Annotated in this window: 25 protein-coding genes; 24 read left to right on the top strand and 1 reads right to left on the bottom strand. The window is 55.8% G+C overall.

Features of this window, described 5'->3' with window-relative positions; translation table 11 throughout:
• Positions 1-240: 240 nt before the first annotated feature.
• The 22 genes from I2G69_RS12560 to I2G69_RS12665 all read left to right on the top strand — a co-directional run bounded on the left by I2G69_RS12560 (position 241) and on the right by I2G69_RS12665 (position 17,559).
• Positions 241-441 (top strand): hypothetical protein, encoded by a 201-nt coding sequence (locus tag I2G69_RS12560; RefSeq protein WP_195560867.1) that lies wholly within the window; start codon positions 241-243, stop codon positions 439-441.
• A 136-nt stretch (positions 442-577) separates the two neighbouring features.
• Positions 578-790 carry a hypothetical protein gene (locus I2G69_RS12565; RefSeq protein WP_195560868.1) on the top strand — a complete coding sequence of 71 codons (213 nt, stop codon included), beginning with the start codon at positions 578-580 and terminating at the stop codon, positions 788-790.
• A gap of 72 nt (positions 791-862) precedes the next feature.
• Positions 863-2,467: a recombinase family protein gene (locus tag I2G69_RS12570; protein ID WP_195560869.1), complete on the top strand. Its 1,605-nt coding sequence runs from the start codon at positions 863-865 to the stop codon at positions 2,465-2,467.
• Positions 2,468-2,836: 369 nt separating this feature from the next.
• Positions 2,837-3,013, top strand: a complete 177-nt coding sequence (locus I2G69_RS12575; protein ID WP_015574152.1) for a hypothetical protein — start codon at positions 2,837-2,839, stop codon at positions 3,011-3,013.
• 186 nt (positions 3,014-3,199) lie between these two features.
• A complete protein-coding gene (locus I2G69_RS12580) occupies positions 3,200-4,621 on the top strand; it encodes a ParB/RepB/Spo0J family partition protein (RefSeq protein WP_195560870.1) in 1,422 nt (473 codons plus the stop codon).
• A gap of 50 nt (positions 4,622-4,671) precedes the next feature.
• Complete coding sequence (locus I2G69_RS12585) at positions 4,672-5,013, top strand: DUF7768 domain-containing protein (RefSeq protein WP_015574151.1); 342 nt, start codon at positions 4,672-4,674, stop codon at positions 5,011-5,013.
• A gap of 1 nt (position 5,014) precedes the next feature.
• On the top strand, positions 5,015-5,728 hold the full coding sequence (locus I2G69_RS12590) for an antirestriction protein ArdA (RefSeq protein WP_015574150.1): 714 nt from the start codon (positions 5,015-5,017) through the stop codon (positions 5,726-5,728).
• Between the two features lie 129 nt (positions 5,729-5,857).
• Positions 5,858-6,256, top strand: a complete 399-nt coding sequence (locus tag I2G69_RS12595) for a PcfB family protein (RefSeq protein WP_181966738.1) — start codon at positions 5,858-5,860, stop codon at positions 6,254-6,256.
• A complete protein-coding gene (locus tag I2G69_RS12600) occupies positions 6,243-8,075 on the top strand; it encodes a VirD4-like conjugal transfer protein, CD1115 family (RefSeq protein WP_015574149.1) in 1,833 nt (610 codons plus the stop codon). The genes I2G69_RS12595 and I2G69_RS12600 overlap by 14 nt, the downstream gene beginning before the upstream one ends.
• A 202-nt stretch (positions 8,076-8,277) precedes the next feature.
• Positions 8,278-8,490 (top strand): Maff2 family mobile element protein, encoded by a 213-nt coding sequence (locus I2G69_RS12605; protein ID WP_058722652.1) that lies wholly within the window; start codon positions 8,278-8,280, stop codon positions 8,488-8,490.
• A gap of 11 nt (positions 8,491-8,501) precedes the next feature.
• Positions 8,502-9,368, top strand: coding sequence for a VirB6/TrbL-like conjugal transfer protein, CD1112 family (locus I2G69_RS12610; RefSeq protein ID WP_015574146.1), 867 nt, complete (start codon positions 8,502-8,504; stop codon positions 9,366-9,368).
• A 200-nt stretch (positions 9,369-9,568) separates the two neighbouring features.
• Positions 9,569-10,294 (top strand): DNA-methyltransferase, encoded by a 726-nt coding sequence (locus I2G69_RS12615; protein WP_076918095.1) that lies wholly within the window; start codon positions 9,569-9,571, stop codon positions 10,292-10,294.
• Between the two features lie 19 nt (positions 10,295-10,313).
• Positions 10,314-10,862, top strand: a complete 549-nt coding sequence (locus tag I2G69_RS12620) for an MT-A70 family methyltransferase (RefSeq protein WP_430408022.1) — start codon at positions 10,314-10,316, stop codon at positions 10,860-10,862.
• 3 nt (positions 10,863-10,865) lie between these two features.
• Complete coding sequence (locus I2G69_RS12625; protein WP_015544973.1) at positions 10,866-11,219, top strand: PrgI family protein; 354 nt, start codon at positions 10,866-10,868, stop codon at positions 11,217-11,219.
• The gene (locus I2G69_RS12630) at positions 11,170-13,554 is read left to right on the top strand and encodes a VirB4-like conjugal transfer ATPase, CD1110 family (RefSeq protein WP_407937709.1); all 2,385 of its coding nucleotides are present in this window, start codon (positions 11,170-11,172) and stop codon (positions 13,552-13,554) included. The genes I2G69_RS12625 and I2G69_RS12630 overlap by 50 nt, the downstream gene beginning before the upstream one ends.
• Entirely contained in the window at positions 13,535-15,199 is a 1,665-nt protein-coding gene (locus tag I2G69_RS12635) for a C40 family peptidase (protein ID WP_015574144.1), read from the top strand. The genes I2G69_RS12630 and I2G69_RS12635 overlap by 20 nt, the downstream gene beginning before the upstream one ends.
• Before the next feature lie 12 nt (positions 15,200-15,211).
• The gene (locus tag I2G69_RS12640; RefSeq protein WP_015574143.1) at positions 15,212-15,460 is read left to right on the top strand and encodes a DUF4315 family protein; all 249 of its coding nucleotides are present in this window, start codon (positions 15,212-15,214) and stop codon (positions 15,458-15,460) included.
• Positions 15,457-16,194, top strand: a complete 738-nt coding sequence (locus I2G69_RS12645; protein WP_015574142.1) for a DUF4366 domain-containing protein — start codon at positions 15,457-15,459, stop codon at positions 16,192-16,194. The genes I2G69_RS12640 and I2G69_RS12645 overlap by 4 nt, the downstream gene beginning before the upstream one ends.
• Positions 16,191-16,544: a cysteine-rich VLP domain-containing protein gene (locus tag I2G69_RS12650; protein WP_015544972.1), complete on the top strand. Its 354-nt coding sequence runs from the start codon at positions 16,191-16,193 to the stop codon at positions 16,542-16,544. The genes I2G69_RS12645 and I2G69_RS12650 overlap by 4 nt, the downstream gene beginning before the upstream one ends.
• A 133-nt stretch (positions 16,545-16,677) precedes the next feature.
• The gene (locus I2G69_RS12655) at positions 16,678-17,028 is read left to right on the top strand and encodes a hypothetical protein (protein WP_022131682.1); all 351 of its coding nucleotides are present in this window, start codon (positions 16,678-16,680) and stop codon (positions 17,026-17,028) included.
• Positions 17,029-17,038: 10 nt separating this feature from the next.
• Positions 17,039-17,218, top strand: coding sequence for a DUF4316 domain-containing protein (locus I2G69_RS12660; RefSeq protein ID WP_015544971.1), 180 nt, complete (start codon positions 17,039-17,041; stop codon positions 17,216-17,218).
• On the top strand, positions 17,215-17,559 hold the full coding sequence (locus I2G69_RS12665) for a plasmid mobilization protein (protein WP_022131683.1): 345 nt from the start codon (positions 17,215-17,217) through the stop codon (positions 17,557-17,559). Before I2G69_RS12660 ends, I2G69_RS12665 begins: the two co-directional genes overlap by 4 nt.
• A 40-nt stretch (positions 17,560-17,599) precedes the next feature.
• Here the strand turns inward: I2G69_RS12665 and I2G69_RS12670 are convergent, their stop codons facing one another.
• Positions 17,600-17,809, bottom strand: a complete 210-nt coding sequence (locus I2G69_RS12670; protein ID WP_015544970.1) for a helix-turn-helix domain-containing protein — start codon at positions 17,807-17,809, stop codon at positions 17,600-17,602.
• 119 nt (positions 17,810-17,928) lie between these two features.
• Between I2G69_RS12670 and I2G69_RS12675 the strand changes: the two genes are divergently transcribed.
• Together I2G69_RS12675 and I2G69_RS12680 are read left to right on the top strand one after the other, a co-directional pair.
• The gene (locus I2G69_RS12675) at positions 17,929-18,390 is read left to right on the top strand and encodes an SLOG family protein (RefSeq protein ID WP_015574141.1); all 462 of its coding nucleotides are present in this window, start codon (positions 17,929-17,931) and stop codon (positions 18,388-18,390) included.
• Positions 18,391-18,508: 118 nt separating this feature from the next.
• On the top strand, positions 18,509-18,796 hold the full coding sequence (locus I2G69_RS12680) for a CD1845 family protein (protein WP_015544968.1): 288 nt from the start codon (positions 18,509-18,511) through the stop codon (positions 18,794-18,796).
• The last annotated feature ends 31 nt before the right edge of the window (positions 18,797-18,827 follow it).

Consider the following 18,827-nt stretch of genomic DNA (forward strand, 5'->3'; position numbering starts at 1 on the left):
GAGCGGGGAGCCGGGCGGCGGGTGCGCTGTGACTTCTCCGGCAGGAGAACGAGCGAACAACACCAGCGCCGCAAGTGGGACAAGCCACCCCACGGCCACGATCCGCAGCCGGACAAGCTGGCTGCTTGCCCCTCCGGGCTGCCGTCCCCTCGGGAGCGTCATGCTGAGTATTGCTGTCTTATGACGGGCCAAGGAAATGAGCGTGGCGCTCCCGAAACTTTTATCGAGGAGGAAACCAACATGAAGTATGATCCCGAACTGGCGGCCCTGCTTGCCCAGCCATGGAGCAACAATGCCTGCCGGGGCTATGTCATCTACGCTATGGAAAACTGTGGGTTTTCTCCCACGGACATCCGGCGTGTGGTGGCAGAGCTCTATGAGGTCTTTGACATCCGTGGGCTGGAGGAGGCCCAGCAGCACTTTGAGAACAGCCCCTACTGACCTTGGGACAAGTTGTCCCAAAGTGGAGCAAGGCAAGAGGGCGGCACCGACGAAGGTGCCGCCCTCTTTCGTTTCCCCACGGGACACGGGGAACTTTGTAGGTTGTTGTTTTTCGTTCCGTTGAGGAGGTAACGCTATGCCGAGAAACTCTACCACGCTAAAGGTGGACGGGTACGAGATTTCTGCCACCTTTACCGAAACCCGAAACACGGCCATTTCCGGCCAGCTGAAACAAATCCTGCTGGCGTCGTTTGCCAACAGCTCCCCCAAGTCCGGCTCCGGCGACATCCTTGTGATGCCCCCCGAGCAGAGGTATAATAAGGATGGTGGTAGACACCATGTACCTTGAAAACTACATAGATTGCGTATTGATCCGTATCTTCATATTGGCCCATTGACAATATGAAAGGACGGGTCAACCATGAAAAATCGAGTTTGCACATTATACCGTGTTTCCACCGACAAGCAGGTGGATCATAACGATAAGAACCAGGCTGACATTCCCATGCAGCGAAAAGCCTGTCATGCCTTTTGCGAAAAGATGGGCTGGGTGATTGTCCATGAGGAACAAGAGGAAGGTGTTTCCGGCCACAAGGTAAGGGCGGAAAACCGGGACAAGCTGCAAATCATCAAGGAACTGGCAAAGCAGAAAAAGTTTGATATTCTGCTGGTGTTCATGTTTGACCGCATCGGGCGTATCGCTGACGAAACGCCCTTTGTGGTGGAATGGTTCGTAAAGAACGGGATCGAGGTATGGAGCACCCAAGAGGGAGAGCAGCGCTTCGATAGCCACACGGACAAGCTCACCAACTACATCCGCTTTTGGCAGGCTGACGGTGAAAGCGAAAAGACTTCTATCCGTACCAAAACCGCATTGGGCCAGCTCGTTGAGGGCGGCGGTTTCAAAGGCGGCCTTGCTCCATACGGCTATGACCTTGTGAAAAGCGGGCGTTTCAACAAGCGCAAGCACGAGCTCTACGATCTGGTAGTCAACGAAACCGAGGCCGCCGTGGTGCGGATCATTTTTGACAAGTATGTGCATGAGGGCTTCGGCGCTCAACGAATTGCCACCTACTTGAACAAACAGGGCTACCGGGCAAGAACGGGTAAGATGTGGCACCACGCCAGTATCCGTGGCATTGTCTGTAATCTCACTTATACGGGCGTCCTGCGGTGTGGGGAAAGCCGCTCCCAAGAGCTGCCCCACCTGCAAATCATTTCGCCGGAGCTGTTTGAAGCGGCCCAGCATATCCGTACTTCCCGGGCCAACAGCGCCGAACAAGAACGCCATATCCCGCTGAACACCCGGGGCAACTCCCTTTTGGCTGGGAATGTGTATTGCGGTCACTGTGGGTCAAGGCTGTCCCTCACCACCAATGGCAAGGCTTATCCCTGCAAGGAAGATCCCAATCGGGTGGTGAAGCGTGTGCGGTATGTCTGCTACGGGAAAACCCGCAAGCAGACAGACTGTGACGGACAGACGGGCTACACGGCCCATATCCTTGACGGGATCATTGATAAGCTGGTGCGCCAGATCTTTGAGCGCATGAAAGCGATCCCCAAAAGCGATATAGTTAATATCCGCTACCGGGAAAAGATGGAGGAAAGGAAAAGCTTGCTCCATAGCGTCCGGGCGGAATACGCCAAGGCCGTTGCTGACCTTGAAACGCTGAAAGGTGAGGTTATCAAGACGATCCGTGGGGAAAGCACCTTTTCCAAGGAGCTATTGAGCTCTCTGATTGCCGAGGCTGAGGCCAAATGCCGGGAGCTTCAAGAGAGCATGAAAACGGCACAGGCGGCCTATGACGAGGGAAAAACGGTGCTTGCTTCGCTGAACGCCCAATATGACGATATAATCTCATGGGCGGAAATGTACGACACGGCCAGCGTGGAGGCCAAAAAAATGATTGTGAGCTGCTTAATCAAGCGGGTCGAGGTCTACCGGGACTACAAACTGCACATTGACTTCAATATCGACTTTGAGCAGTTTACTGGTGGGCTGGACATCGTGGCGATTGCAGCATAAAAACAAAAGCCTATCTCCAGCAGGAAATAGGCAAAGAAAAAACTTGCCTTGAAGCAAGACAAGTTATCTAAGAATATCCAGCGCACCCTATGGTGGAGATAAGCGGGATCGAACCGCTGACCTCTTGAATGCCATTCAAGCGCTCTCCCGGTTAGATCGGTTACATACCCCTCTAAATCGGGCCAATAGAGCGTTCAATACGCGGGACACCCCACCAAAAGCCGCAAAACCATCGGCGTTTTTCTTGAAATTCATTATAGCTGGGGCCAGACCGCATATCAATACTAAATTTGAAAACAAGCTCGATACCGCAATTCCCTTTTCGCATGGTATAATTTCCTTGTTCCATAGCGAAAGGGGGTGTTGAGTATGGAGAAAGAATATATAGCTGGTGAGCCGCAAAGATATGAGATCGGCAATCGCGTTTTTATCGTGGAGCCCCGTTATGATAAAAACGGTGAAAGTATGTCGGACATCCTGTTAAAGCTGATGATGGCCGATGTCGATGAAAAAATGTGGAACGAAGGCCACCGCGAAAAAATCTAATCTAAAATTAAATCCGAGTTGTCAAGCAAGGTATTTATTCTAAAACAATTTCATATTGAGCATTACGCCGCCCGAGTGAGACTATGGGCGGCGTTTTCATACACCACAACTTGAAAGGAGGAGTCCCTTATCTGCTGCCAGCCATCGGGCTGGCTTTTTTCATTTCAAGACAAAGGAGGTTTGACATTGGCAGACGATAAAAAGAATATCGGCCCCGAGGCAGAAACGACTGACACGGCCCCCGCGCAGGAGCAGCCTGCTCCCGGCAAGGCCGAGCCCGTTGTGGCAGATCCCGCCCCGGCTGAAAAGGCAGCTCCCGCAGAAAAGGCGGAGCCCACCGTCCCGGAGGCTCCCAGCCCTGCGGCTCCCGAGCCGCTCAAGCCCGACAAGGAGGCCAAGCAGACTGCCACCCCGGACAAGAGTGATCCTGCCCCTGCTCCCTCTGGCAAGGTGGTGGATTTCGCCGCCGCCCGTGAGGAGGCCGGAAAGGACAAGGCCCCGAAGGAAAAGGCTCCCAAGCAGAAAACCACGGAGTCGAAGGACAAAGCAGCGGCCAAGGCCAGCAAGGGCCGCCCGGCAAAGGCTGACAAGGCGGCCCCCGACAAGGCCAAGCCGCCCACGCGAGACAAAATGTCCCAAAGTAAGGCTGCCCCGGAAAATGCTGCACCCAATCCGCAGGAGGCTCCCGCCCCTGCCGCGCCGGAGCAGCCCGCCGCGCCCCGTGACGCTACCCGCGCAGAAAAAGAGGAAATTGTCTACCTCAATCTGTCCGAGCTGCGCCCGTTCAAAAACCATCCCTTTGGTGTCCGTGACGATGCCGAGATGCAGGGCCTTGTGGAGTCCGTCCGGGCAAGTGGTGTAAACCAGCCCGCGCTGGTGCGCCCCACCGAGGATGGCGGGTATGAGATCATCGCGGGCCACCGCCGCCAGAGGGCAAGCGAGCTGGCCGGGTTTGTGAATATGCCCTGTATTGTCCGTAACATGACCGATGACGAGGCCATCCTCGCTATGACGGATGACAACCTGCGCCACCGCGAAAAGATTTTGCCCACGGAAAAGGCACAGTCTTTGAAAATGCAGGTGGAGGCCATCAAGCACCAAGGCGCTCGTCCCGGTGAGGACGCACAGGAGGCGGGTAAACGCTCCACGCAGATCGTGGGTGATCGCAACGGCATGAACTACAAACAGGTACAGCGGTATATCCGCTTGACCGAGCTGGTGCCGGATTTGCAGAAAATGCTGGACGAAAAAAAGCTGGCATTTACCCCCGCCGTGGAGATTTCCTTTATCCGGCCCAAACATCAGAAGTATATCGCCGTGTCCATTGACGGCCAGCAGTCCTCTCCGTCCCTATCCCAAGCCCAGCGGCTCCGCAAGCTGGATCAAGAGGGCAAGCTGAACGGCGATGTGATCGACGGCATTTTGATGGAAGAAAAGAAGGAGGTTGATAAGGTGATTATCAATAGCGCGGAACTGGAAAAGTATTTCGGCAAGGACAAGTCCCCCCGTCAGATGAAGGATCAGATCATGGCCCTGCTGGATGACTGGAAGGCCAAGCAGCCCCCCGAGCTGGGCAAGCCCGAAAAGAAAACGGATAAGAGCCTGTAACCTCGAGACAATTTGTCCCGAGGTTTTTTCATTGAATGGAGGTTTTAACAATGAAACGACCCCTCGCATATATCACCGCTGCGTGGTGCGGCAGCGATGCCGAAAACGCAAAACAGGCGGCGCAGTATTGCCGCAGCGTGTATGAGGCGGGCTTTTCGCCCATCTGCCCCACGCTGTTCCATCCCCTGTTCCTCAATGATGCCATTCCCGAGGAGCATAAAAGCGGGATCGACATGGCCCGTAATCTGCTCAAACGCTCTCATGTGCTGGTGGTGTGCGGCCATACCGTCACCGAGGCTATGAAGAACGATATTGCTGTTGCCCAGCGGCTGGGTATCACGGCAACCACGCTGGAGGGCATCTTGACGGTCAAGGGACAGGGCCGCCGCTGATATGGCGGCCCTGCTGGAAGCCTACATTACCAACCTCGGCAAATATGCCGAGGGGCAGCTTGTGGGCGAAACGCTGAAATTTCCCACCACGGCGGAGGAGGTACAGTCCCTCTTAAAGCGCATCGGCGTGGACGGCATACGGTATGAGGAGATTTTCATAACCAGCTTTGACGGCGATGTACTGGGGCTGCATGAGCACTTGGGCGAATATGAAAGCATTGACGAGCTCAACTATCTGGCCGCGCTGCTGTCGGAAATGGATCAGAGCGATATAGAAAAGTTTGAGGCGGTCATAGACGCTGGCGAATACACAGGTAGCGTAAAAGACTTAATCAACCTCACGCAAAATCTGGATTGCTTTGAGTTCTATTCCGGTGTCCGTAGTGACGAGGAGCTGGGCCGTATGTATGTGCTGGAGTTCGGCGGTGTGGAAGTCCCGGAACACCTCATTGATTATATCGACTATGAGGCATACGGGCGGGATGTGCGGATCAATGACGGCGGCCACTATGCCCCCGGTGGATATGTGGCCGACAACCGCAGCAGCTTTATAGAGCACTACACGGGCCGGGATGACATTCCCGACGAGCACCGCGTTTTCTCCATGCCCAAGCTGTCCATCCGGGAGCAGATGTCAGCTTTCAAGGAAATTATAGACCGTTCCTCGCTGGAGGGGGAACGGAAACGGCCCACGCTGGGCCATACGGAACGATAACCCCACCTTGGGACAACTTGTCCCGAGGTGAGAAAGGAGGCGGCATAGCTGATAGAAGAAGATATTTCCCGGCGTACTGTTGCAGTTTCCGTCCGGGCCAGTAAGCTGACGGCGCGGAGCCTTGCCTATGTGGTGGCCGCTGTGGGGCGCAAAATCGCCAAAGAACACCGCGCCCGGCAGATCCCTCACGGCAAACAGACGGTCAAGCAACTTATGCGGCATGGCGTGTCTACCAACAGTCTGGAGCTGTCCGGCGATACCAAAAGTTTTGACCGGGTGGCCCGGAAGTGGAATGTGGATTATGCCTTTTACAAGACAGGCCCGGACAAATACCTGTTGTTTTTCAAGGCGGGACAGGCTGATGCCATGACCGCCTGTTTCTCGGAGTATTCCAAAAAGGTGCTGAACAAGTCCAAGTCCAGGCGCATCCCCATCCGGGATCAGATCAAGCGGGCCGGAGATCAGCTCACCCGTGAAAAGCCCAAACAGCGGGAGCGTGTGAAGGAGGCGGCGCATGAAAACAGATAAGCTCCGAAAATTCCTCATTCCCAATATCCCGTATGTGTTCATCGGCTGGGCGTTCCTCAAATTGAGTACGGCCTATCGGCTGGCCGCTGGTGCGGGTTTCCTAACAAAAGTGATGGGGATCGGCCAGACTATCGGCCCGGCCTTTGCCGATTTCGCGCCGGGGCTAAACCCTGTTGACTGGCTGGTTGGTATCGTGGGAGCCGTGGCGTTCCGTCTGTTCATCCACATGAAAAGTAAAAAAGCCAAGAAGTTCCGGCGTGACGAGGAGTACGGCTCGGCCCGGTGGGGAAACGAAAAGGACATCAAGCCCTTTGTCGATCCCAAGTTTGAAAACAATGTCATTCTGACCGGGACGGAGTTTCTCACCATGAACACCCGGCCCAAGATCCCGGCCAACGCCCGAAACCTCAATACCTGTGTCATCGGATCGTCCGGCTCGGGCAAAACCCGCTTTTGGCTCACGCCCCAGCTTTTACAGGCCCATTCCTCTTTCGTGGTGGTAGACCCGAAGGGCGGCGTCCTGTCCCAAGTGGGCAGCTTTCTCCAAAAGCGGGGGTACAAAATCAAGGTATTCAACAGCATCGACTTCTCCAAGTCCATGCACTATAACCCGCTGGCGTATATCAAGAACGAGTCCGACATCCTAAAGTTCGTCAATGCCCTTATTTCCAACACCAAGGGCGAGGGCAAAGAGGGCGATCCGTTCTGGACGAAGGCCGAAACGCTCCTATACTGCGCCCTGCTGGGCTATATCATTTTCGAGGGCGCGGAGGAAGATCGCAATATGAATACGCTGGTGGACATGATCTCCGGCATGGAGGTCAAGGAGGATGACGAGGACTTTATGAACGCGGTGGACTATATGTTTGCCGGGTTGGAAAAGCGAAAGCCGGATTGCTTTGCTGTGAAGCAGTACAAAAAGTACAAGTTAAGCAGCGGCAAGACGGCCAAAAGCATTTTGATTTCCTGCGGTGCTCGTCTGGCTCCCTTTGACATCCCCCAGCTCCGGGAGATTATGAGCTACGATGAACTGGAACTTGACCGTATGGGTGACAGACGGACGGCAACATTTTTCTGCATCAGCGATACGGACAGCACCTACAATTTTTTGGTCGCTCTCGCTTTTTCGCAGATGTTCAATCTCCTGTGTGAACGGGCCGACAATGTGCATGGGGGCCGCTTGCCCCATCATGTGCGCGTCCTGTGGGACGAGGCGGCCAATACGGGCCAAGTGCCGGGGCTGGAAAAGCTGGTGGCCGTCATTCGTTCCCGCGAGGTGAGCCTTGTACTGCTCTATCAGCAGCTTGCTCAATGCAAGGCCATTTACGATAAAAATGCGGAAACGATCCTCGGCAACATGGACAGCGTGATATTCCTCGGTGGCCGCGAGGCCAGCACTATCAAGGAAATATCGGAAAACTGGCTGGGCAAGTCCACGATCTCCATGCAGACGGATGGCCGCACACGGGGCCAGTCCGAAAGTTACAGCCAAAACATCCAGCGGCTGGGCCGGGAGCTGATGACCCCCAGCGAGCTTGCCACAATGCCCGGTGATCGGTGCATCTTGCAGCTCCGGGGCCTGCCCCCGTTCTATTCCCGCAAATACGATCTGAAGCAACACCCCAACTACAAGTTTACGGCTGAGGCCGACAAGAAAAACGCCTTTAACCTCGACAGGCTGATAAACCGCCGCAGGCGGCCCGGCCCCAACGAGGCTTGTGAGGTGTACGAAGTGGATGTGCCCGCCGAGGCGCTCACAGAAGAGGACGAGGACATCCTCAACTATGACGACCTCGACGATCCAGACGCTTTTGTATAAAACCTTGGGCTTTTAGGGTTCCCGCAAAATCAGCGATTTTGTGGGAAGAGGAGGCGCAACGGAGCGTGCGGAGTTTGGGACATTTTGTCCCAAAGTAGCAAAGCGAAGTTTGTGCCGACGAGTCCCGAGGTACGGACGCTGCCGCCCTACACGGGGCGGCTTTTTTCATGGCCGGGTATAGCCCGGAGAAAAGGAGTAATATATGCAGTTTTTCGCTTCTGCCATCAACACTTTGCAGACCCTCGTTATTGCCCTCGGCGCTGGCCTTGGCGTGTGGGGCGTTGTCAACCTGCTGGAGGGCTACGGCTCCGATAACCCCGGCGCGAAGAGCCAGGGTATGAAGCAGCTCATGGCTGGCGGCGGCATCATCGTGCTCGGCACCACTCTGATCCCCCTGCTGTCCTCCCTGTTTTAAGGGTTTAGCTTATGGGATTTCTCACCGACTGGCTTACAGACTGGATAAAAGGGCTGCTGATTGAGGGTATCATGGGCAACCTCACGGGCCTTTTTGATACGGTCAATACCCGTGTCGGAGAGATTGCGGTGCAAGTAGGGACGACCCCGGCGGCTTGGAACGCCGGGGTCTTTTCCCTCATACGGCAGCTTTCTGAAACGGTGATACTGCCGATTGCCGGTCTGATTTTAACCTTTGTTGCCACCTATGAGCTGATCCAGCTCATTATCGAAAAGAACAACCTACACGATCTGGACTACTGGATTTTCTTCAAGTGGATTTTCAAAACGGCGGCGGCTATTCTCATTCTCTCCAATACATTCAATATCGTCATGGCGGTATTTGATATGTCCCAGAGCGTGATTGCCAACGCCGCAGGGCTGGTGCGCGGCTCCACCGACATCAGCGCGTCCATGCTGGATAATCTGGAGGCTACCTTGGAGGCGATGGAAGTCGGCCCCCTGCTGGGTCTGTGGCTCCAGTCGTTCCTCATTCACATTACCATGCTTGCGCTGAACATTATTATTTTCGTCATCGTCTATGGGCGCATGATTGAAATATATCTGCTCACCAGCTTGGCCCCCATACCCGTGGCTACGCTCTCCAACCGTGAAATTGGCAGTATGGGCCAGAACTATATCAAGTCCCTGTTTGCTGTCGGTTTCCAAGGTCTGCTGATCCTTGTGTGCGTGGCCATCTATGCGGTGCTGGTACAGGGTATTGCCACAAGCGGCGATCCCATCGGGGCGATCTGGAGCTGCATCGGCTATACGGTGCTGCTGTGCTTCACCCTGTTCAAAACTGGCTCGGTGGCAAAGAGCATATTCGGCGCGCATTAAGAAAGGACAACGCCATGAACAAAACCACTTTGGAAAACAAGGGGTACCCCGCAAAGTCGGCAGACTTTGTGGGGAGAGGAGGCGCAACGGAGCGGGCGGATTTCGGGACAAATTGTCCCGAAGTAGCAGAGCGGAGTTTGTGCCGACGAGTCCCAAAGGCCCCGGATGGCCGGGTGTTGGAGCCCAGCGGCCTGTTCCTTATGGACGGGATCGAGGGCTTGCGCTCCTTGCCCCGTCATTCGGTGGATATGCTTTTGACCGATCCCCCATACGGCACGACCCGGAACTATTGGGATGTGCCGCTGCCGCTGATCGAGTTTTGGGAGGCGGTGCGCTGGGCGGTCAAGCCGGACGGCGCGGTGCTGCTGTTTTCCCAATGCCCCTATGATAAGGTGCTGGGGGCATCCAACCTTGCCATGCTCCGCTATGAGTGGATATGGTACAAAGAGCGCGGAACAGGCTTTCTCAATGCCAACCGCGCCCCGCTGAAAAAGTCCGAGAACATTTTGGTGTTCTACCAAAAGCCCCCGGTATATAATCCGCAGTTCACCTATGGGGAGCCGTACCGCAAAACCCATGCCCGAAGCGGGAGCAGTCCCAACTATGGCAAGTTTGAACGGGTCGGCACCGAGTCCAGCGATGGGCGACGCTATCCCAGCAACGTCCTTTTTGTGCCTACGGTGTCGCACACGATCCACCCCACACAAAAGCCTGTGGAGCTGTGCGAGTACCTCATTCAGACCTATACCAACGAGGGCGAGGTGGTGGCTGACATCTGCGCCGGCTCCGGCACAACTGCCGTTGCCGCGCTGAACACAGGCCGCCGCTTCATCTGCTTTGAAAATGCCCCCGTGTTCTACGGCCCCGCCGTGGAACGCATTGAACAGGCGCGGCTGGCCGTGGCCGGGGGCGGGAAAGGAGTGTGACAATATCGGAGGATATTCCATCATCTATGCCGATCCCCCTTGGCAGTACCAGCGGAGCAAGGTACAGGGGGCGGCTGAAAACCATTACCCCACCATGAGCATAGACGAGTTATGTGCGCTGCCTGTGGCCGAGATTGCGGCCCCGGACAGCGCACTTTTCATGTGGGCAACATTCCCGCAGCTCCCGGAGGCCCTGCGGCTCATTAAGGCGTGGGGCTTCAACTATAAATCCGTGGCCTTTGTGTGGCTGAAAAAGAACAAGAAGGCCGATAGCTGGTTTTATGGGCTGGGTTTCTGGACGCGGGGCAACGCGGAGATCTGTCTGCTTGCCACACGGGGCCACCCCAAACGGCAGGCCGCCGATGTCCACCAGTTTATCATTTCTCCCATCGAGGCCCATAGCAAAAAGCCGGACGAAACGAGGGACAAAATTATTTCCCTCATGGGCGATCTGCCCCGTGTGGAGCTGTTCGCCCGTCAGACCCCGCCCGGCTGGGATGTATGGGGCAACGAGGTGGAGCCGACAATCCGGGACTTCGGGACAATTTGTCCCAAGGAAGGAGTGTGACGGATGCCCTATGTAAATGTCCCCAACGACCTATCCAAAATCAAAACGAAAATCGCCTTTAACCTCACCAAACGCCAGCTTGTCTGTTTCGGCATCGGCGCGGCGGTGGGCGTCCCGGCCTATCTGCTCTCCCGTGGTGCCATCGGCAACACCGGGGCGCTGTTCGTCATGCTGGTGATCATGCTCCCGGCCTTTATGATGGCCATGTATGAAAAAGACGGGCTGCCCTTTGAAAAGGTGCTGCGAAACATCCTCAACACCCGGTTTCTGCGGCCCGGTGTGAGGCCCTACAAGACGCAGAACATCTATGCGTCATTCACAGGAAAGGAGGAGCCTATTGCAGAAAACAAAAAGTAAAAGCAAGCCAAAGGCAAGTAAGCGCCGGGCCGTGGTGTCTGCCCAGCAGACGATCCCCTATGTGGCGATGCACCCGGACGGCATCTGTCAGCTCCCCGGCGGGCTTTACACGAAAACGGTGGAATATGAGGACATCAATTATGCCGTTGCGTCCACCGAGGATCAGACTGCTATCTTTGGCGGCTGGAGCTCATTCCTCAATTACTTTGACAGTTCCTTGCCGTTCCAGCTTTCTTTCGTCAATCGGCGTTCCCGGTCTACCCACCGTTACAAGGTGAATATCCCGGCCCAGCAGGATGCGTTCAACAGCATCCGGGGCGAGTTCGTGGATATGCTCAAAGGCCAGATTGCCAAAAGCAACAACGGCATTGAACGCTCCAAATACATCACCTTTGGTCTGCCCGCTGGCAGCGTGGCCGAGGCCCGGCCCCGTCTGGATCGTGTAGAGGCCGATGTGATGGGCAACTTCAAGCGGCTGGGGGTACAGTCCCGGCCCCTCGATGGCCGGGATCGGCTGGCCGCCTTGCATGGGCAGCTCCACCCCGGCAGTCGGGAGCCTTTCCGATTTGCGTGGAAGGATATTCCCAGAACTGGCATGGGTACGAAAGACTTTATTGCCCCGGACAGCTTCGACTTCCGGCAGAGCCGTACATTCCGGGTGGGCCAGTCTTGGGGAGCTGCGTCCTACTTGCAGATTTTGGCGTCGGAAATGTCGGATAAGCTGCTGGCTGAAATCTTGGAGCTGGATGCCGAGCTGACGGTGACGCTCCATGTTCAGACGGTGGATCAGCTCAAGGCCATTAAAACCATCAAGGGTAAAATCTCCGATATTGGACGCATGAAGGCCGAGGAACAGAAAAAGGCTGTCCGGGCCGGGTACGATATGGAGATTTTGCCCCCCGACCTCATTACCTTTTCCAAGGATGCGGCAGAGCTGCTGGCCGATCTGCAATCCCGCAACGAGCGAATGTTCCTTTTGACCTTTACCGTCATCAACCTTGCGCCCAGCCGCCAGCGTTTGGAAAACGATGTATTTACCGTGTCCGGCATCGCGCAGAAATACAACTGCGCTCTGAAAAGACTGGACTGGCAGCAGGAGCAGGGTTTCCTGTCCTCGCTGGTGCTGGGGTACAACGGCATTGAGATCCAGCGCGGTATGACAACCAGCTCCACGGCGATCTTTATTCCCTTTATGACCCGTGAGCTGCGTATGGACGGACAGGCCCTGTACTACGGCATGAACGCCCTTTCCCATAATGTCATCATGGCTGACCGCAAAAAGCTGAAATCGGCCAACGGAATGTACCTCGGCTCCACGGGATCGGGCAAGTCCTTTGCGGCAAAAAGAGAGTTGATCAATGTGTTCCTTGCCACCAGCGACAGGATCGTGGTGGTAGACCCGATGGGCGAATATGCCCCGCTGGTGAGGCGGCTGGGTGGACAGGTCATCGAGATCGCCCCGGACAGCCCCAACCATATCAATCCTATGGACATCCAGCTATCCACCAATGACGAGGACAGCCCCCTGTCCATGAAGGCCGACTTCCTGTTGTCCCTGTGCGAGTTGATCGTGGGCGGCAAGGAGGGCTTGCAGCCCATCGAAAAGACGGTCATTGACCGCTGTGTGCGGCTGGTCTACCGGGAGCTGGCGCTGGGGATCGGTAGCGGGGATATGCCGCTGCTGCAGGACTTGTATGAGGAACTGCTGAAACAGCCGGAGCCGGAGGCCCGGCGTGTGGCAACGGCGCTGGAGCTCTACTGCACAGGCTCCCTCAACCTGTTCAACCACCCCACCAATGTCCAGACGGATGCCCGTGTGGTGTGCATCGTTCTGAAAGGCATGGGCGAAAACCTCCGCAAGATCGCCATGCACATTACAAACGAGTTTGTCACATCGGCTGTCAACACCAACCATGCCGAGGGCCTTGCTACTTGGTGCTACTTTGATGAGTTCCATATTCTGCTCCGCGATCCGCTGACGGCCAGCTACTTTGTGGCCGTGTGGAAGATGCTCCGTAAAAAGGGCTGCGTCCCCTCGGCGCTGACGCAGAATGTGAAGGACTTGCTGGCAAGCCGGGAAATCGAGGCCATTCTGGATAACACCGACTTTATGATCCTGCTGTCACAGGCCCAAAGTGACCGGGCGATCCTCGCAAAGCAGCTCGGCATTTCCGAGCATCAGCTCTCCTATATCACCCATAGCAATTCCGGCGAGGGTTTGCTGTTCTACGGCTCCGTGACCATCCCGTTTGTGGATCGTTTCCCCAAGGGTGAGATTTACAATCTGCTGACCACCCGCCCGGAGGATATGGCCCATGAGCGAAAGGACGAATAAGGGCGGGGCCACTTCGGGACAAAAAGTCCCAAAGTCCCCCAAAAGCAAGTTTAGAGCCAAAAGCCAGCAGGAGCAAACCGCCGAGTCCAAGCTGCGTATGGAAAAGCGCGGCGAACAACTGGATAAGGCCAAGAAAAAGCTGGCAAAGCAGAAACCGCCGAAAAAGTCCGGCCCCGTGAAAAAGGCGGGCCGGGCGGCGGGTGCAACCGTTCATGGGTATGTGCATGGCAAGCTATATGAGGTAGAGCATGAGAATGTCGGCACCGAAAGCGCCCACCGATCCGAGCTGGTCGGTGAGGCCGCCCTGCGCTCCACATCCCGGTATGTAAAAAAGCAAATCCGGGAGCACCCGGCCAAAGCGGTGCAAAAGGCCGAGTCCAGGCACATCAAGGCTACGGCGGATTATCAGTACCGGGCCACGGTGGAGGCCCACCCGGAAATGCAAAAGGGCGGCGCGGTGTCCCGGTATATCCAAAAGCAGAAAATCAAGCGGCAATACGCAAAGCAAGCGCGGGAGGCTGCAAAGCAGACGGCCAAGGCCGCAGAGAAAACGGCGGTCACAACGGAAAAGCTGGCGGCCCGGGCCGTGGCCTTTGTCAAGCGGCATCCTGTGGGGGTGTTGCTGTTCCTTGCCTGTTTTCTGCTGCTGGTGCTCATGCAGTCGTGTATGTCCTCTGCGGTGACGATTGGCAACGGCGTGGTGGGGGCCATCGGCGCGTCCACCTATGCCGCCGAGGATGCCGATCTGCGCGGGGCCGAGGCCGCCTACTGCGGGCTGGAGGCCGAGCTGCAAGACTATCTGGACAGCTACGAAAGCACTCACGATTATGACGAATACCACTTTGAGCTGGATGACATTGAACACGATCCCTATGTGCTGCTGTCTATTATCAGCGCCATACACGAAGGGGCGTGGACGGTGGACGAGGTACAGGGAACGCTGCAAATGCTCTTTGAAAAGCAGTACATTCTGACGGAAACGGTGGTGACGGAGCGCCGCTACTACCTCGAAACGGACACATGGACGGACGAAGAGGGCAACACCCATACCGACACATACCGGGTCTATTACGATTACTACATTTGCACCGTGACGCTGGAAAACTTCAACCTGTCCCATCTGCCCATCTACATTATGGGCGAGGATCAGCTCTCCCGGTACGCCCTGTATATGTCGGCGCTGGGCAACCGTCCAGACCTGTTTCCATCGTCCCCCTATGTGGCAAAGTACACCGCCGATCCCGTGGAGCATGAGATCCCGGAGGCGTATTTGGCCGACGAAACCTTTGCCGCCATTTTGGAGGAGGCCGAGAAATATATCGGCTATCCCTATGTATGGGGTGGGTACAAGCCCAGCACATCCTTTGATTGCTCCGGCTTCGTGTCCTATGTCTACAATCAATGCGGCTGGGACTTTGGGCGGTTGGGGGCGCAGGGGCTGTATAACATCAGCCGCCGCACCAGCTCACCCCGCCCCGGCGATCTGGTGTTCTTCACCGGGACTTATGATACCCCCGGCGTTTCCCATGTGGGTATCTATGTGGGCGATGGCTGGATGCTCCATTGTGGCGATCCCATCGGGTATGCCAATCTCAACACAAGCTACTGGCAGTCTCATTTCTACGCCTACGGGCGGTTATCGTGAAGGAGGTTATCTATGGCAACTACGAAAAGCGCGAAAATCGAAGCCGAGATCGAAAAGGTCAAGGCCAAAATCGCGGAACAGCAGACCAAACTGAAAGAACTGGAACAGCGCAAGGTGGAGGCTGAAAACAGCGAGATCGTGGACATCGTGCGCGGCATGAGCATCCCTCTCGCGGAGCTGCCGCTGGTGCTCCAGCAGCTCCGGGCCGGGAAAACCTTGGGACAAAATGTCCCGAAGTCCGAGGAGGTGGCTGCGGAATGAAAAAGCTGCGTGTTCTTTTACTGACGCTCTGCGTGGCCGTGTTCATGTGCGGCTTTACCGTGACGGCCCATGCCGGGGGCGGTGACGAGTACATCGAGCCTACCGACCAGTGGGAAGGGCTGGAGGAGCCTACCCCCACCACCGAGCCGGGGGTAGGCTTTTCTGACGAGGGCAACCTTGTCACCCGCGATCTGCTCTATGACGAGCACACCAACAAGCAGTTTATCACCGTCCAGACCAGCGGCGGCAATACATTCTATATCGTCATTGACTACGATAAGCCCGTGGACGAGGACGGCGAACAGTACGAAACATACTTTTTCAGCATTGTGGACGAGGCCGATCTGCTGGCTGCTATGGAAGCCGCCGGGATGGAAGTCCCCGCCTGTGCCTGTACGGATAAGTGCATGGCCGGGGCCATCAACACCGATTGCCCCGTATGCGCCACCAACATGACCGAGTGCGTGGGCGTGGAGCCCGAGCCGGTGGAGGACACCGAGCCTGTGGACGATCCCGAGCCGGAGCAGCCCGAGGACACAGACGGCAATATGGGTACGATCCTGCTCATTTTGGCGATTGCCGCCGTGGGCGGCGGTGCTGGCTGGTATTTCAAGGTTTACCGCCCCAAGCAGCAGCGGGCCACAGAAGCGGTTGAGGAGGACTACGGGGACGAGCTGGATGCCTTTGACGATCTCGAGGACGATACGCCCCCTTGGGACGAGGACGAGGTATGAGCCGGGAACTGACCCGCGAGGAAAAGAGGGCGATCCGCAAGCTGGTGTTTTCCCTGTGTGCGAACTATGATCGGGAGTATGGGTGCTTACCGCTGGACGGCCCCTGTTATATGCTGGGGAAATGCTGGACGGGAGCCTACTGCCGCTACTTCCGGGATGCCGTTCTGCCCAATGATCCGGTGCTGGAGGCGGCGCTGACCGCCGAAGGCCCGGTCCCGGAAACGCGGCCCTGCCCGATCTGTGGGCGACCTTTCCTCCCGGATGGCCGGACACGGTATTGCTCTGCGGCCTGTTCCGCTACTGCCCTGCGAAAACAGAAGCGGGATTATATGCGTAAAACAAGGCGCTGACCCGTGGAAAATTAGGCCCGAAAAAACCGCCTGTATCAAGGCTTTTCGGGGCCGCTTGTGGGGTGGGGTGTATCATTTCATACCCCACCCCTGTTTTCGCAAAATACTTTCCACTTTTTGAAGGAGGTGTACCGTGGAGAAAAACGCCGGATATGTGATCCGCGAGTCCGTTCTCTTTGACAACAAACGGGGATTTGCCATCGCGGAGCATGGAAACCCCAAAGTCCCGGCTCCCTTTGTCACATGGCAGTTTGCCGAAGAGAACGGGCGGCGGGATTATTATTGGGGCCATTACCACGCAGACGAGGCATCGGCTCAAAAGGATTTCAAGGATCGAGCCGCCGACTACAAGCGGATGTATAAGGTGCAGGAGGTCAAGCCCCGCACGATTGCCCAGCAGATGAAAGAGGCCGCAAAGCTGGCCGAGGCTGACCGGGGCCGCGCTGCCCCGAAAAAGACTACCCCCGACAGGGGCGACAGATAGGAGGATCGCTATGCCCGAAAAGTATGACCCGCTGAAAAGCGCGGAACTCACCACCGAGCAGAACTATAATATGATCGACGGTATTCTGAACAACGGCCCGGCCCCGGTGCTCCCGCCCGAGGAAAAGCCGCTGGATAAGGTGCGGGAGATCCCGCCCAAACGCCGCAGCAGGGAGCGCGAGGAGCGTTGACGAAAAAGCGCCGTCGCTGCGTCCATCTCAATGTCATGGTAACGCCCGAGGAGCAGGAGCTGATCTATGAGCGCATGGCCGAGGCGGGTATTCAAAATATGGGAGCATATATGCGGAAAATGGCCCTCAATGGGTATGTGCTCCATGTTGATCTTGCGGATGTGCGGGAGCTGGTGTCCTTGCAGCGGCGGTGTGCAAACAACCTCAACCAAGTGGCGATCCATGCCAATACCTACGGCATCTACCCCTCGGAGATCGCTGCGCTGCAAAAGGACTATGCAGACCTGTGGGGGCCGCTGTCCGTTCTGATTAAAAAGCTGTCGGAGGTGGTGGAGCTATAACAAAACGCGGGGAGCACAGGTTTATACCTTGCTCCCCGCATTATTCTGTTTCATCGGGCAAATATGCGATTATGTCGTCAAGCTCACAATCAAGTATTCTGCAAAGGGCATCCAGCGTGTTGGTAGAAACGGATTCATTCGCTTTCAGCCTACGCACCGTGGAGCTACTGATCTCCCCTTTGACCTGCAAAGTGTATGTGGTTGCATTTTTGCGCTTCATAGTTTCCCACAATGGGGCGTATGAGATCATCCGGCCTACCTCCTTTCACGCTTGCTTATATAAACATTATTGCCTATAATTGACCTAAAGCGTGATAGGCAATATTGCCCATACCAAGGCGGGGCAATTTCAGAAAAGAGGTTTGGATAATGGGAGAGAAAACTTGTTGTGTAACAGGCCATCGTGATGTGCCAGTCGGCAAGGAGCAGTATGTGGAAGAAGCACTACGGAAAGAAGTGCTGGCTGCGATTGCAGCGGGATATACCCGTTTTATCTCCGGGTTTGCCGATGGTGTTGATCTCACTTTTGCCGCCATAGTTGCAGCGGAAAAGAAACAAAATAGCTGTTTGCAGTTGGAGGCCGCGCTCCCATATCGAAACCGTATCAATGCTAAATCTCCCTTGTTTCAAGAATTGCTTGCTTGTTGTGATCGCGTGTATGTTCAGTCTGAAAAATCCAATCGCCAATGCTACCATGAACGCAACCGCTACATGGTACTTTCCTCGGATCGGGTAATTGCCGTTTATGACGGGAGATCCACGGGCGGCACTTTTTACACCATTCGTTTTGCACAGGCAAACGAAAAGGAAATTCGCATCATTGAGATATAATCCTTGGGACATTTTGTCCCAAAGTAGCCCGGCCATCGACATCCTTGTTTGCTTATATGGGCGGAGTTATAATATTGGTAGGAGGAAACCCATCAACTTTTACAGGAGGTAGCCGCTTATGATCGTTCTGAAAATCCTTGCCGCCCCCTTTGTGGTGGTGCTCACCGTTCTGGCCGCCGTGGTGTCTTTTCTGTTCTGTATGGCAACTGCGGTTTTCGTTGTGGCCTGTGTGGTGCTGACCCTGCTTGCCGTGGCCCTGTTCATCAGCGGCCAGACGCTGGGCGGGATCGTGTTCCTTGTCCTTGCGTTTCTGATCTCTCCCTATGGCATCCCGGCCATCGCGGAGTGGCTGGTGGATAAGCTGCACAATCTCAACTTTGCTCTGCGGGGCTTCATCACAGGCTGATACTTCGGGACAATTTGTCCCAAGGTAGCAT

It is taken from the genome of Anaeromassilibacillus sp. D41t1_190614_C2, from assembly GCF_015558525.1.
GTDB classification, from domain to species: domain Bacteria; phylum Bacillota; class Clostridia; order Oscillospirales; family Acutalibacteraceae; genus Anaeromassilibacillus; species Anaeromassilibacillus stercoravium.

Excerpts from the sequence above, each read along its gene's own strand:
- I2G69_RS12560 (WP_195560867.1), top strand. The coding sequence starts at position 241 with ATGAAGTATGATCCCGAACTGGCGGCCCTGCTTGCCCAGCCATGGAGC.
- I2G69_RS12605 (WP_058722652.1), top strand. The coding sequence starts at position 8,278 with ATGCAGTTTTTCGCTTCTGCCATCAACACTTTGCAGACCCTCGTTATT.
- I2G69_RS12630 (WP_407937709.1), top strand. The coding sequence starts at position 11,170 with ATGCGTCATTCACAGGAAAGGAGGAGCCTATTGCAGAAAACAAAAAGT.
- I2G69_RS12635 (WP_015574144.1), top strand. The coding sequence starts at position 13,535 with ATGAGCGAAAGGACGAATAAGGGCGGGGCCACTTCGGGACAAAAAGTC.
- I2G69_RS12610 (WP_015574146.1), top strand. The coding sequence starts at position 8,502 with ATGGGATTTCTCACCGACTGGCTTACAGACTGGATAAAAGGGCTGCTG.
- I2G69_RS12680 (WP_015544968.1), top strand. The coding sequence starts at position 18,509 with ATGATCGTTCTGAAAATCCTTGCCGCCCCCTTTGTGGTGGTGCTCACC.
- I2G69_RS12645 (WP_015574142.1), top strand. The coding sequence starts at position 15,457 with ATGAAAAAGCTGCGTGTTCTTTTACTGACGCTCTGCGTGGCCGTGTTC.
- I2G69_RS12585 (WP_015574151.1), top strand. The coding sequence starts at position 4,672 with ATGAAACGACCCCTCGCATATATCACCGCTGCGTGGTGCGGCAGCGAT.
- I2G69_RS12615 (WP_076918095.1), top strand. The coding sequence starts at position 9,569 with ATGGACGGGATCGAGGGCTTGCGCTCCTTGCCCCGTCATTCGGTGGAT.
- I2G69_RS12660 (WP_015544971.1), top strand. The coding sequence starts at position 17,039 with ATGCCCGAAAAGTATGACCCGCTGAAAAGCGCGGAACTCACCACCGAG.
- I2G69_RS12675 (WP_015574141.1), top strand. The coding sequence starts at position 17,929 with ATGGGAGAGAAAACTTGTTGTGTAACAGGCCATCGTGATGTGCCAGTC.
- I2G69_RS12565 (WP_195560868.1), top strand. The coding sequence starts at position 578 with ATGCCGAGAAACTCTACCACGCTAAAGGTGGACGGGTACGAGATTTCT.
- I2G69_RS12625 (WP_015544973.1), top strand. The coding sequence starts at position 10,866 with ATGCCCTATGTAAATGTCCCCAACGACCTATCCAAAATCAAAACGAAA.
- I2G69_RS12575 (WP_015574152.1), top strand. The coding sequence starts at position 2,837 with ATGGAGAAAGAATATATAGCTGGTGAGCCGCAAAGATATGAGATCGGC.
- I2G69_RS12650 (WP_015544972.1), top strand. The coding sequence starts at position 16,191 with ATGAGCCGGGAACTGACCCGCGAGGAAAAGAGGGCGATCCGCAAGCTG.
- I2G69_RS12600 (WP_015574149.1), top strand. The coding sequence starts at position 6,243 with ATGAAAACAGATAAGCTCCGAAAATTCCTCATTCCCAATATCCCGTAT.
- I2G69_RS12640 (WP_015574143.1), top strand. The coding sequence starts at position 15,212 with ATGGCAACTACGAAAAGCGCGAAAATCGAAGCCGAGATCGAAAAGGTC.
- I2G69_RS12590 (WP_015574150.1), top strand. The coding sequence starts at position 5,015 with ATGGCGGCCCTGCTGGAAGCCTACATTACCAACCTCGGCAAATATGCC.
- I2G69_RS12670 (WP_015544970.1), bottom strand. The coding sequence starts at position 17,809 with ATGATCTCATACGCCCCATTGTGGGAAACTATGAAGCGCAAAAATGCA.
- I2G69_RS12570 (WP_195560869.1), top strand. The coding sequence starts at position 863 with ATGAAAAATCGAGTTTGCACATTATACCGTGTTTCCACCGACAAGCAG.